This is a genomic window from Streptomyces sp. NPDC044003, assembly GCF_056435185.1.
In genome coordinates this window covers 318375-330901 of record NZ_JBWKFA010000001.1, presented here as the reverse complement: position 1 = coordinate 330901, position 12527 = coordinate 318375, and the positions used below count along the sequence as shown (strand labels likewise).

Annotated in this window: 8 protein-coding genes and 1 pseudogene; 3 read left to right on the top strand and 6 right to left on the bottom strand. The window is 73.6% G+C overall.

What is annotated here, in order from left to right; all coding sequences use genetic code 11:
• Window positions 1-6: 6 nt before the first annotated feature.
• Window positions 7-1032, top strand: coding sequence for an ATP-dependent 6-phosphofructokinase (locus AC07AW_RS01450; RefSeq protein WP_478813495.1), 1026 nt, complete (start codon window positions 7-9; stop codon window positions 1030-1032).
• 15 nt (window positions 1033-1047) lie between these two features.
• Here the strand turns inward: AC07AW_RS01450 and AC07AW_RS01445 are convergent, their stop codons facing one another.
• On the bottom strand, window positions 1048-3057 hold the full coding sequence (locus tag AC07AW_RS01445; protein ID WP_478813494.1) for a zinc ribbon domain-containing protein: 2010 nt from the start codon (window positions 3055-3057) through the stop codon (window positions 1048-1050).
• A 624-nt stretch (window positions 3058-3681) separates the two neighbouring features.
• Here AC07AW_RS01445 and AC07AW_RS01440 point away from each other — a divergent pair.
• Window positions 3682-4662 carry an RICIN domain-containing protein gene (locus tag AC07AW_RS01440; protein ID WP_478813493.1) on the top strand — a complete coding sequence of 327 codons (981 nt, stop codon included), beginning with the start codon at window positions 3682-3684 and terminating at the stop codon, window positions 4660-4662.
• A gap of 68 nt (window positions 4663-4730) precedes the next feature.
• On the opposite strand, the gene AC07AW_RS01435 is transcribed toward AC07AW_RS01440, so the two are convergent.
• The 5 genes and pseudogenes from AC07AW_RS01435 to AC07AW_RS01415 all read right to left on the bottom strand — a co-directional run.
• Window positions 4731-6323, bottom strand: a complete 1593-nt coding sequence (locus AC07AW_RS01435) for a serine/threonine-protein kinase (RefSeq protein ID WP_478813492.1) — start codon at window positions 6321-6323, stop codon at window positions 4731-4733.
• A 73-nt stretch (window positions 6324-6396) separates the two neighbouring features.
• A complete protein-coding gene (locus AC07AW_RS01430) occupies window positions 6397-7137 on the bottom strand; it encodes a tyrosine-protein phosphatase (protein WP_478813491.1) in 741 nt (246 codons plus the stop codon).
• 28 nt (window positions 7138-7165) lie between these two features.
• Window positions 7166-7774, bottom strand: coding sequence for a helix-turn-helix domain-containing protein (locus tag AC07AW_RS01425; protein WP_478814367.1), 609 nt, complete (start codon window positions 7772-7774; stop codon window positions 7166-7168).
• Window positions 7775-7938: 164 nt separating this feature from the next.
• Window positions 7939-8619: a response regulator gene (locus AC07AW_RS01420; RefSeq protein WP_478814366.1), complete on the bottom strand. Its 681-nt coding sequence runs from the start codon at window positions 8617-8619 to the stop codon at window positions 7939-7941.
• Window positions 8620-9071: 452 nt separating this feature from the next.
• A pseudogene (locus tag AC07AW_RS01415) lies at window positions 9072-10655 on the bottom strand (sensor histidine kinase); the annotation flags it as partial.
• A 187-nt stretch (window positions 10656-10842) separates the two neighbouring features.
• Here AC07AW_RS01415 and AC07AW_RS01410 point away from each other — a divergent pair.
• Window positions 10843-12195 (top strand): cation:dicarboxylate symporter family transporter, encoded by a 1353-nt coding sequence (locus AC07AW_RS01410; protein ID WP_478813490.1) that lies wholly within the window; start codon window positions 10843-10845, stop codon window positions 12193-12195.
• Window positions 12196-12527 lie beyond the last annotated feature (332 nt).

Genomic DNA, 12527 nt, shown 5'->3' with positions numbered 1-12527 from the left:
AGCACGATGCGCATCGGAGTTCTCACCGCAGGCGGCGACTGCCCCGGCCTGAACGCAGTGATCCGGTCGGTCGTGCACCGGGCCGTCACCCACTACGGCGACGAGGTCATCGGCTTCGAGGACGGCTACGCGGGCCTGCTCGACGGCCGCTACCGCGCCCTCGACCTCAACGCCGTCAGCGGCATCCTCGCCCGCGGCGGCACCATCCTCGGCTCCTCCCGCCTGGAGCGCGACCGCTTCCGCGCGGCCTGCGACAACGCCAAGGAGCTCATCGAGAAGAGCGGCTTCGACGCGCTCGTCCCGATCGGCGGCGAGGGCACCCTCACCGCGGCCCGGATGCTCCACGAGGCCGGCGTGCCCGTCGTCGGCGTCCCCAAGACCATCGACAACGACATCTCCTCCACCGACCGCACCTTCGGCTTCGACACCGCCGTCGGCGTCGCCACCGAGGCCATGGACCGGCTCAAGACCACCGCCGAGTCCCACCAGCGCGTCATGGTCGTCGAGGTGATGGGCCGGCACGCCGGCTGGATCGCCCTGGAGTCCGGCATGGCCGGCGGCGCCCACGGCATCTGCCTGCCCGAGCGCCCCTTCGACCCGGCCGACCTGGTCAAGATGGTCGAGGAGCGCTTCTCCCGCGGCAAGAAGTTCGCCGTCATCTGCGTCGCCGAGGGGGCGCACCCCGCCGAGGGCACGATGGACTACGGCAAGGGCGAGATCGACCAGTTCGGCCACGAGCGCTTCCAGGGCATCGGCACGGCCCTCGCGTACGAACTGGAGCGCCGCCTCGGCAAGGAGGCCCGCCCGGTCATCCTCGGCCACGTCCAGCGCGGCGGCACGCCGACCGCGTACGACCGGGTGCTCGCGACCCGCTTCGGCTGGCACGCGGTGGAGGCCGTGCACACCGGCGACTTCGGCCGGATGACGGCACTGCGCGGCACGAACGTCGAGATGGTGCCGCTGGCCGAGGCCGTGACCCAGCTGAAGACGGTCCCGGAGGACCGCATGCGCGAGGCGGAGTCGGTCTTCTAAGACTTGTTCCGCGATTCACCAGAGGGTGAGCTGCGGGTGGCAGCCGGGGCGGCGTCCGGGCTTTCCGGCGTGGTCACGCACGGGGCGTGTCTCATCCGGGGTCGCTCGGGGCCGCCTTGCGGCGGTTCGGTGAGCAGAGGTCTCCCGCTGGCGGGGGACTGCCACGCGACCAGCACCCCGAGGGGTGTTCTGGCACGGTGTGGTTGACTCACGCAGGGCTTCTTCCAGCCCTTGTCCGTACACGATCTGCGCCTGCCGGGACAGTGCGGTGTCCAGGTACGCGGTGGTGGGGTCGTCCACGTCGGTGAGGCGGACGAACGCGGCGAGAGCGGCGGTGACGAGGTCGCGCTTGCCGGCGAGGCCGCAGGCGGTGCACGTGTGCTCGCGGTCCCGCAGTGTCTTGGAGACGCGCTGGCCGCACGGGCAGTGCTGGGACAGGGCGGTGGACCAGGTGGAGGCCCGGACGAGCCTGCCGCCCGCTGCCCGGCACTCGACATCGAGGGCGGAGATCAACATGCCTGGCGTGGTCTGGGACAGGCGCTTGCCCCACAGCCGGTACCAGGTGCGGATGTCGCAGTCCTCCACCACGAGCACGGGGCCGTGCGCGGCGATGATCTGCCGGGCGATCCGGCGGGCGCGGAACCTGCGGTGCTCGGCTGCGCTGGCGGCGGCTTCGGCCTGGCGGGAGCGCAGCTCCCGGTAGCCCTCGGACAGCCGGTCGCGCCGGTGCGCCTGCCTGGGCACCCCGTCCGTACGGGCGGCGCGGGCACCGCCCGGGACTGCGACCGCCCTTTCCGGCAGGCCCTTGGAGACCCGCTGGTCGGCGCGGCGGGTCTGCTTCTTCGACAGCCCGTACTGGCCGGTGTTGGTCGCCCGGCGGGAGCGTTCCAGCGCCCGCGCCCGGCCCCGTCGCTTCTTCGCCTGCTTCTCCAGCAGGGCGCGCTCGGCGCTGGTGAGCGTGATCTCCGTGGACGCCGGGCCGCCTTCGGCGGGGTCCAGGCTGGTGGGGAAGGAGACGACGGAGAGGTTCGAGACATTCCCGTCCACTCCGCCGACCCGGTTCAGGGCGGCAGCGTCTTCCCGCATCCGCTGCACGGCCGGGGCGGTGTGGCCGGGGCCGAGGACCATCAGGTGCGCCTCGTACACCCAGCCGCCCGGAGCGGACGCCTTGCAGCGGCGGACAAGGTCTACTTTGTGCCAGCGGCCGGGGTCGGCAAGGAAGTGTTCCGCCCGTGCCCACTGCCCCGGCGCCTGCGGTACGCGGACGGGGAGCACGAGGTCACCGGCCGCGCTGTCGGGGCCGCCCGCGAACACCACGGCGAGCGGGCCGGTGTGGTCCCACCATGTCGCCTTGCGTATCAGGGGCTTGCCCGAGCCGGTCGTCTTCCCCGTGGGCACAGTGCCGGCCGGGACGGCAGGCGTCGGCATCCGGCGCGGCTGCCGCACCCCCTGCCGGCCCCCGGACGTATAGGCCAGGGTGTGGCCGTGCAGGGAGCCGACCAGGCGGAAGGTCTCCCACTTCTTCTCGGTCGTGTGGGAGCGGGCGCGGCCCGGGATACGGGTGAAGTCGTGCCACCGGCCGATCTTCGGCCGTCCGAAATACTTCCCGGTGGCGTCGGGGAACAGGTGCCGCTGCACGCCGTTCCACACCTCGTCGGCCATGTGCATCGCCAGGGCCTTGGAGGCGTGGTGCTTGAGGTGCCCCGAGCCCTCCAGATGCTTGTACGCGCAGCGCTCCAGCGCCTCACGGGAGAGGCCGAGGCGCTGCCGTACGGCCTTCGCCCCGCCGCGTTCGCGCTCGTGGGACGCGGCCCAGTAGGCGTCCACTTTGGCGCGGGCGTCCCGCTGGACGGCCCGCTTGACGGTCCACATCGTGCCGAACAGCCTGTCCAGCCGGGCGAGGCCACCGGGGTCGGTGACGGCGAGGGGCAGCACCATCACCGACGCCGTCCCGCCATCGGGCTTGGTCCACTTCGGGGCCTTGTTCTTTCCCCGGAACCTCCGTGCCGTCTGGGCAGCCCGCATGACCGTCACCTCCTCTCCGCAGCACCCCGGCTTCGGATCAACCTAGGGAACGCCTCGCACGCACAGGCGGACTACGCACACATTCACCAATACTCGCGACATGTCGCACGGATGTACGCACGGTGGTCGCGGTCGACCAGCTCGCCGGACACCGCCTCCTCATCGGCGACGGCGCATACCGTGCCGCCCCCGACGTCCTCACCAGCAAGACCAAGAGCAAGGCGTTCGCCAAACGACGGGCCAGGGTCGAACACGCCATCGCCCGCCTCAAGGACTTCCAGGTCCTACGCCGGCACCGCGGGCGCCGGCAGCACTCCAACGCCACCGCCCCACGCCGTCGCCGTACTCCACAACCTCAAGATCGACTGCGCCTGAACTACGGAACATCTCTTAGTGAAAACGACCCGGACCGCCCGGACCCGGACCCGGACCCGCGGCCCCAAACCCCGCACGGCCCGAGTGGCCCCGACCGTCCCCCCGAGGCCGGTCGGGGCCACTCCGCCGTGCTCGGCATCTCCCCCGGAAATGCCGGATTCCACTCTTGAGCCCCGGCGCGAGATCAACAAGGCTTGGGCCTGTCCCGGACATGTCCCAATCCTGTCCGGCCGAGGGGGGGAGACGCGGATGACGCCCGGGGAGCACGCTCCTGATCCACGGGAGGCACGGAGCCCCGCCGAGTTCCTCGGGCGCCTCCAGGCCCTCAAGGACTGGTCGGGACTGACCTACCGCGAGCTGTCGGCGCGCGCGGAGGCACACGGCGACGTCCTGCCCCGCTCCACGGTGGCCAACATGTTGTCCCGCCCGACCCTGCCCCGCGAGGAGCTCCTCGCCGCCTTCGTCCGCGCCTGCGGGCTCGCGCCGGCCGAGGCGAAGGACTGGCGGACGGTACGGAACGCACTCGCGGCCCGCGGGGTGTACGAGCCGGGCCCCGACGCCGGGGAAACGGCCGCGCCCGCCTGGCCCGGCGCCGCCGAAGGCTCCGAGGGCCCCGACGGCGACGCGGGCGGGGACCGGCCGGGGCCCCGGTCCCGGATGCGACGCGTCCTCGTCGCGGCGGTCGCGCTCGCCGGGCTCGTGCTCGCCGGCGTCAGCGTCGTCGCCTTCCTGAAGGACGGCCACGCCGGGCACCCGCCCCGTACCCCCACCGCCCCCGCCGCCGGCGACGTCCGCATCCGGGTGACCGGCACCGAGTTCTGCCTCGGCGAGCGGCGCGGCACCCGCACCGGCCAGGTCCACCAGCTGCCGTGCGCCGCCGCGGGCCTCCCGGGCTACTCGCTGACGGAGCTGGGCGGCGGCCGCTGGAGGATCGTTTCGGACCACCCCGACTTCGGCCCCGGATGCTCCGGCATACCCTCCGGCGGCCGGATACCCGACGCTGCGTACGAGGACTCCGAGTGCGGCGACCCGACCCGGGTCGAGTCCTTCACCCTGGAGGCGTACGGCACCCCCGTCGAGGGCTACCGGATCGTCCCGGTGGACTCGGCGACCCCCGGCAGCTGCGTCACCGTCGTCGGCGACCGCTCGGCGGCCTGGGCCCGGCTCGCCCAGGCGCCGTGCGCACCGGACGCGGCGGGCCAGCTCTTCGACTTCGACCGGGCGGACTGACGGGTTCGGCCCCAGGGGGTGTCCGGAAGGTCCCGCACAGCACCCCACGGGACCTTCCGGACACCCCCCTAGCGCATCTCGGCGAGCGCGGACCTGGCGAAGTCCACGGCCTCCGGTTCGCACGCCTTCCCGGTGTCCGTCCCGCCGCCGACGGCGACGCGGAGGACGAGGTTCCCGTCGCGCACGCGCAGGGAGCAGTTCTCGTAGGAGGACGGGGGTGACCAGTAGGCCTCGTCGCCGAAGTCGAGGTCAGCCGTTCGGCCGCCGGTCGACTGCTGGGCGAACTCGGCCCGTTGACGGTCCGTCGCGTTGCCGTGCGTGGCCGTGGTGAGCTTGAGGTTCCACCAGACCTCGGCGGTCGCGTTCGAGCCGATGCCCTTCCAGAAGCAGCGGGTCTCGGGGCCGTCGGCGTGGGTGAGGGAGAAGTCCCGCTCGGTCTCCCGCGTGTACGAGGCAAGCTGGACGGACGTGTCCACGCAGGTGGGCAACGTCCGGTACGTGTCCGCGGGGGGCCCGCTCAGCAGGATGTACCCGCCGACCCCCGCCCCCGCCACGACCAGCACCCCCGCCGTCACCAGAGCGACGAGTCTCCCGCGCCCCCGTCGGCGTACCGGCTCCCCCGAAACGGGCGCAGGCGCCGGGGCCGTGACCGGAACAGTGTCCGGCGCGGGGGCGGGGATCGTGTCCGGCGCCGGATCGGGGACCGGCACCGGGACCGGTACCGTCTCGCGCGGCGGCACGACCGCCGTCGGCTCCGGGGCCTCGCCCAGTAACGCGCCGATACGGGCCCGCTGTTCGGCGATCATCGCGTGGACCGCCGGGGGCCAGACGCGGGCGGCCGGTGCGACCGGGCCGAGGAGTTCGATCAGCCGGGCCGGGGTGGGCCGGTCCGCCGGGTCCTTGGCGAGGCACTCCTCGACGATCCCGCGCAGCCCCGCCGGCAGCCCGCTCAGATCGGGCACGCCGTGCACGACGTTGGAGAGCGTCCGGAAGGTGGAGGCGCCGGCGAACGGCGACTCGCCCGTCAGCGCGAGGACCAGGATCGTGCCGAGCGAGAACACATCGCTCGCGGGCGTGAGTTCCCGGCTCTCCGCCTGCTCGGGCGACATGAACGGAGGGGAGCCGATGACCCAGCCGGTCTGCGTGAGCCGCGTCGGATCCCCGGCGTCCGAGGCCTCCGCCGCCCGCGCGATCCCGAAGTCGATGACGCGGACCCCGTCCTCCGCGAGCAGGACGTTCTCCGGTTTGAGGTCGCGGTGGATCAGCCCCACCCGATGGATCTCGACCAGCGCCGTCGCCAGGCCGAGCGCGAGCCTGCGCGCGGCCGCCTCGGGCAGCGGACCGGCCTCCCGCACCGCCGCCCCCAGCGAGGGCCCGGTGACGAACACCGAGGCGAGCCAGGGGAGTTCGGCGTCCGCGTCGGCGTCCATCACGGCCGCCGTGTACGCGCCGGACACCTTGCGGGAGGCGGCGACCTCGCGCCGGAACCGGGCCCGGAAGCCGTCGTCGGCGGCGAACCGGCCGTGCACCTGCTTGACGGCGGTGAGCCGGCCGTCGTGGGCCGCGCCCAGCAGGACACGGCCCATGCCGCCGCTGCCGAGCGCGGCGAGCAGCCGGTACGGACCGACCGAGGTCGGCTCGGAGTCGTCGAGCGGTTCCATCACAGCCCCCCACGGCGCCGTCGCGCCCTCTGCCCGCCGTGATCCTACTGACCCCGACGACCGGGGGAGGCGGCTACGGGATCTCCACCAGACGGGCCCTGAGCGCCGTCACCGCCGCCGGGTCGAGACCGACATGGCCGGTGACGTACCCGTACACCGAGCCGTACCGCTCCCGCAGGTCCGCGAGGAACAGCCGGATGATGTCGGCGGGCGCCCGGCCGTAGCCCGGCCAGCGCGGTTCCCGGCCCGGATGCGTCGCCCGCCAGTCGTCGATCAGCCGCTCCGTCGCCAGCTCGGTCAGCGCGAAGTCCGCGAGGATCGCCTCGTCGGGGACCTCCAGGAGGCCGAGGACGACGGCCGCGAGCAGACCCGTACGGTCCTTCCCCGACGCGCAGTGGAAGACGAGCGGCCCCTCGGCGGCGGCGATCAGCTCCAGGGCCGTGCGGAGCTCCGCCGCCCCGTCCTCGGCGACCTCGGCGAAGCGGTCGGCGAGATAGCGCCAGGGATCGAGGGCGGGGTCGATCGCCTCCTGGTCGTAGGGGCGGTGCTCGATGGAGAGGTTGTGCCAGGAGACCTCCTCGGCCTCCGGAAGGCGGCCCTTGCCGGCGATCTCCCACGGGTAGCGCAGGTCGATCACCGTGGCCACGCCCAGCGCGCGGAAGCGCTCCAGGTCGGCCGGGCCGGCGTCCGCGAGCTTGCCGAGGGAGTCGGAGCGGTAGAGGGTCTCCCACCGCACGGTCCCGCCGTCGGCGGTCCGATAGCCGCCCAGATCACGGAAGTTGTGGAGTCGGTCGAAGGATATGTGTCGTCTCACGGCGCCAATGTAAGGGCCGGTTCCCCGGTTACGGGCCGACCGCCGCCCAGAAGTGGCCGGTGATCTCGTCCAGGTAGGCACGCCCCTCGTCGCCGGTCGCCCCGGAGGCGCCCCAGCTGCTGGTCGCCGCCATCCGTGCGTGGTACTCCGTGTGGAGCTCCCGGAGTGCGGCCTCCACGATCCGCCTGGGCAGCGGCACCAGCTTCGCCGTCGGCTTCACATACGCCTGCCAGCGGGTCGTCGCCGCGTCGCGCAACAGCTCGGCGAGGGACTCGTCGCCACCGGTCGCGGTGATCAGGGAGCGCGGGCCGAGACCGAGCGCCTCGGCGAGGGCGACCGTCTGGCGTTCGTTGCCGCGCCAGCGGCCCTCGTCCTCCATCCGCTGGTACGCGGCGGGCGCCACGCCCGTCCGCCGGGCCAGCTCCTCGACCGAGAGTCCGCGCGCCACCCGGTGCTCGCGCAGGGTGGTGGGGGCGGCGATCAGCTCCGCGGGAGAGCACCACAGGACGCCCGCGAGGGCCGTGAGCTCCTGCTCGCCCGGGACCGCCAGGCCGCGCTCCCAGGCGACCACGGCGTCGGGGTCGACCAGGAGGCCGTACTGCGCCCGCAGGCCGTACGCGACATGGCCGGGGGTCATGCCGAGGGCCTCGCGGAGCCGGCGCGCGGCACGGGAGTCGAAGGGAGGGGAGGGTTGGTGCACCCCGTCACGGTAGATACCAAAAGTGACGGCTGGCTACGGTGCGTTCCCCCAACGTGCGTCGTCGTAGGAACATGGGAACCGGTCGGTAACCGCGGGGTCGCTCAGCGCACCCGGCCGTCGAGCCAGCGGTACTGGAGCTCGGGCCGCCCGATCTGACCGTACTGCGGGGCGCGCACGGCCCGGCCCTCCGTGACCAGGTGCTCCAGATAGCGGCGCGCGGTGATCCGGGAGATCCCGACGGCCGCACCGGCCTCGGTGGCCGTGAGCCCCGCCGGGGTGGCGCGGAGGGTACGGGTGACCGCTTCGAGCGTCGGGGCGCTCAGCCCCTTCGGGAGCGTGGCGGGGTGCGGGGCCCGGAGCGTGGCGAGGGCCCGGTCCACCTCGTCCTGCCCGGAGGCCTCTCCGGCGGCCGCCCGGAACTCGGCGTACCGCACGAGCCGGTCCCTGAGTGTCGCGAAGGCGAAGGGCTTCAGGACGTACTGGACGACGCCGAGGGACACGCCCTCGCGGACGATCGCCAGATCGCGGGCGGAGGTCACGGCGATGACGTCGGCGGAGTGCCCGGCGGCCCGCAGGGAGCGGAGGAGCTGGAGGCCGTGCCCGTCGGGCAGATAGAGGTCGAGCAGGATCAGGTCGACCGGCGTCCGGTCGAGGATCCGCACGGCGGCGGCCCGCGAGTGCGCGACCCCGACGACCTGGAAGCCCTCGACGCGCCCGGCGTAGAGCGCGTGGGCATCGGCCGCGACGGGGTCGTCCTCGACGACGAGAACGCGGAGGGGCATCGCACTCACGCGTCCACCTCCGGCTCGGAGGGACGGGGGGTGTGGGGCACTCCTGGCCGACCGGAGGCGCCGGGAGCGCCGGGTGCGCCCGGAGCGGGGCCGCCGGGACGGCTGAAAGCGCCGGGAGCGCCGGGGTCACCGGTGCCGGCGGCGGCACCTGGACCGCCGGGGCCGCCCAGGCCACCGGCGTGGCCGGAGACGCGCGGGCGACCTTGTGCCGGGACGCCCGGGCCTTCGGCGTGGTCCGGTCCGTGGCCGTTCAGGCCTTCAGCGTGGTTCGGCCCGTGGTCGTTCGGGCCTTCGGTGGCGCCCGGCCCGTGGTCGTTCGGGCCTTCGGTGGCGCCCGGCCCGTGGTCGTTCGGGCCTTCGGTGGCGCCCGGTCCGTGGGCGCCCCGGCCCTCCGTGGGGGCCAGCCCGTGTTCGTGCTGTCGGGGCTCCCGCGGCAGGGGTGCCGGCAGCGGAAGTCGTACGGTGAACTCCGCGCCGCCCTCCACCGCGTCCGTCAGCTGCAGCGTGCCCGAGGCGCGGGTGACCGCCTGGCCCACCAGGGCGAGCCCGAGGCCGCGGCCGGGGCCCCGGGTGGACCAGCCGCGCCCGAGGACCGCCTCCCGGTCGGCGGGGCGGACGCCCGGGCCGCTGTCGCCGACCCGGAGCAGCAGCTCCCCGTCGCCCGCGCGGGCCGCGACGGTGACCGTCACGCGCGCGTGCGGGGTCCCGCCGGCCGCCTCCACCGCGTTGTCGATGAGGTTGCCGAGGATCGTCACCAGGTCCCGGGAGGGCAGCGCCGCCGGTACCCGGCCGTCGTCGATGCGGCTGTCCTCGGTGAGGACCAGCTCCACGCCCCGCTCGTTGGCCTGCGCCGCCTTGCCGAGCAGCAGCGCCGCGAGGACCGGTTCGCCGACGGCGTCGACCACCCGGTCCGTCAGCGCCTGCGCCAGTTCCAGTTCCGCCGTCGCGAACTCCACGGCCTCGGCCACCCGGCCCAGTTCGATGAGCGACACGACCGTGTGCAGCCGGTTCGCCGCCTCGTGGGCCTGCGAGCGGAGCGCCTCCGTGAAGCCCCGCTCGGAGTCCAACTCTCCGGAAAGTGCCTGGAGTTCGGTGCGGTCCCGGAGCGTGACGACGGTGCCGCGCCGCTCCCCGCCCACCACCGGGCGGGTGTTCACGACCAGCACCCGCTCGGCCGTCAGGTGCGTCTCGTCGACGCGCGGCTCCGAGGAGAGCAGCGCTCCGGTCAGCGGTGCCGGCAGGCCGAGGTCCGCGGCCGGCCGGCCGACGACCCCCTCGTCCAGGCCGAGGAGCTCCCGCGCGCCGTCGTTGATGAGGGCGATCCTCCGTCGCCCGTCGAGCATCACGAGCCCCTCCCGCACCGCGTGCAGCGCGGCCTCGTGGTAGTCGTGCATCCGGCTCAGCTCGGTGGCGTTCATGCCGTGCGTGTGGCGGCGCAGGCGCGCGTTCACGACGAACGTCCCCGCGCCGCCGAGCGCGAGCGCCGCGCCCGCCATGCCGAGCAGGGCGGTCACCTGCTCCCGTACCTGCTCGCTGATCTTGTCGATCGTGATGCCCGCGCTGACCAGGGCGACGACCCGGCCGCCGTCGAAGACGGGCGCCACCGTCCGCACGGAGGGGCCGAGGACGCCCAGGTGCGTCTCCGAGTAGAACCGGCCCTGCTGGGCCTCCGCTATGTGGCCGAGGTACGTGCGGCCGATCTGCGCCGGCTCCGGGTGCGTCCAGCGGGTGCCGTCCGGGGCCATGATCACCACGAAGGCGACGCCCGCGTGGCGGCGCAGCGACTCGGCGTACGGCTGGAGGACGGCCGACGGGTCGGCGGAGCGGGCGGCGGCGGCCACGGACGGGGAGTCGGCGACGGCGGCGGCGGTCGCCGTGGCCTGGCGCCGCGCGGTCTCCTCGGCCTGCGTCCGGTCCGTGAGGTACGCGAAGACCGCACACCCCGCCACGACGACGGCCACGAGGACGACCTGCATCGCGAAGAGCTGGCCGGCGAGGCTGCGGGGGCGGGGGAGGGGGAAACGCATGCGGGTAAGTGTGCACGTGGGAACGTGCGCGGGGGGTATGGCGTTCCCGAATCGTGCCCTTCCCGAGAGGGGGTCCGTCGTTTCGGTCGTGAACGAAACGTACGCAACCGTGACCCGGGTCACAGGCTGATGGATAGTCGCGGAGGTCCACCGGGACGTGGACACCCATCAGCACGAGGAGGACCCCGTGGCCGCACGACGGGACCGCACCCACTATCTGTATCTGGCCGTCATCGGCGCCGTACTGCTCGGCATCGCGGTCGGTTTCCTGGCGCCGGGCGTCGCCGTCGAGCTCAAGCCGCTCGGCACCGGCTTCGTCAACCTGATCAAGATGATGATCTCGCCGATCATCTTCTGCACGATCGTGCTCGGCGTCGGATCCGTCCGGAAGGCCGCGAAGGTCGGTGCCGTCGGCGGCCTCGCCCTCGGCTACTTCCTCGTGATGTCGACCGTCGCACTCGCGATCGGCCTGCTCGTCGGCAACCTCCTGGAGCCCGGCTCCGGCCTCCACCTCACCAAGGAGATCGCCGAGGCGGGCGCCAAGCAGGCCGAGGGCGCGAGCGAGTCGACCCCGGACTTCCTGCTGGGGATCATCCCGAAGACGCTGGTCTCCGCCTTCACCGAGGGCGAGGTCCTCCAGACGCTGCTCGTCGCGCTGCTCGCGGGCTTCGCGCTCCAGGCGATGGGTGCGGCAGGGGAGCCGGTCCTGCGGGGCATCGGACACATCCAGAAGCTCGTCTTCCGCATCCTCGGCATGATCATGTGGGCCGCTCCGGTCGGCGCGTTCGGTGCGATCGCGGCCGTCGTCGGCGCGACCGGTGCCGCCGCGCTCAAGTCGCTCGCCGTCATCATGATCGGCTTCTACGTCACCTGCGGACTCTTCGTCTTCGTGGTCCTCGGCCTGCTGCTCCGCCTGATCGCCGGGATCAACATCTGGTCGCTCCTGAAGTACCTGGGCCGCGAGTTCCTGCTGATCCTCTCCACCTCCTCCTCGGAGTCCGCGCTGCCCCGGCTCATCGCGAAGATGGAGCACCTGGGGGTCAGCAAGCCGGTCGTCGGCATCACCGTGCCGACCGGGTACTCCTTCAACCTCGACGGCACCGCGATCTACCTGACGATGGCCTCGCTGTTCACCGCCGAGGCCATGGGGAACCCGCTCTCGATCGGCGAGCAGATCTCGCTCCTCGTCTTCATGATCATCGCCTCGAAGGGCGCGGCGGGCGTCACCGGCGCCGGCCTCGCCACCCTCGCGGGCGGCCTCCAGTCGCACCGGCCCGAGCTGGTCGACGGCGTGGGTCTGATCGTCGGCATCGACCGCTTCATGAGCGAGGCGCGCGCCCTCACGAACTTCGCGGGGAACGCGGTGGCGACGGTGCTCGTCGGCACGTGGACGAAGGAGATCGACAAGGCGCGGGCGGCGGAGGTCCTCGCGGGCCGGGTCCCGTTCGACGAGAAGACCCTGGTGGACGACCACGCGGAGACGGTGCTCCCGGACCAGCGCACGGAGGAAGGCGACGAAAAGGCCCGAGCGGGCGTCTGACCGCTCGGGGGGACTCGCGTCCTTCCGGTTCCCGGGCCTTGAGCCGGATCCGGGCCCGGGAGGACGCGACCCACCCCCCTCAAGGCCCCGGGGGGACGTGACGCGCCCCCAAGGCCCCGGAGGACGCGACCCACCCCCCCCAAGGCCCCGGGAGGACGCGACTCACCCCCCCAAGGCCCCGGGAGGACGCGACTCACCCCCCCCAAGGCCCCGGGAGGACGTGACGCGCCCCCAAGGCCCCGGGAGGACGCGACAACCCCCCCAAGGCCCGGTTAGGGCGTGACGCGCCCCCAGGCCCCCGGGAGAACGCGACTGCACCTCCCAGGCCCCCG

Excerpts from the sequence above, each read along its gene's own strand:
- AC07AW_RS01450 (WP_478813495.1), top strand. The coding sequence starts at position 7 with ATGCGCATCGGAGTTCTCACCGCAGGCGGCGACTGCCCCGGCCTGAAC.
- AC07AW_RS01445 (WP_478813494.1), bottom strand. The coding sequence starts at position 3,057 with ATGCGGGCTGCCCAGACGGCACGGAGGTTCCGGGGAAAGAACAAGGCC.
- AC07AW_RS01440 (WP_478813493.1), top strand. The coding sequence starts at position 3,682 with ATGACGCCCGGGGAGCACGCTCCTGATCCACGGGAGGCACGGAGCCCC.
- AC07AW_RS01435 (WP_478813492.1), bottom strand. The coding sequence starts at position 6,323 with ATGGAACCGCTCGACGACTCCGAGCCGACCTCGGTCGGTCCGTACCGG.
- AC07AW_RS01425 (WP_478814367.1), bottom strand. The coding sequence starts at position 7,774 with ATGACCCCCGGCCATGTCGCGTACGGCCTGCGGGCGCAGTACGGCCTC.
- AC07AW_RS01420 (WP_478814366.1), bottom strand. The coding sequence starts at position 8,619 with ATGCCCCTCCGCGTTCTCGTCGTCGAGGACGACCCCGTCGCGGCCGAT.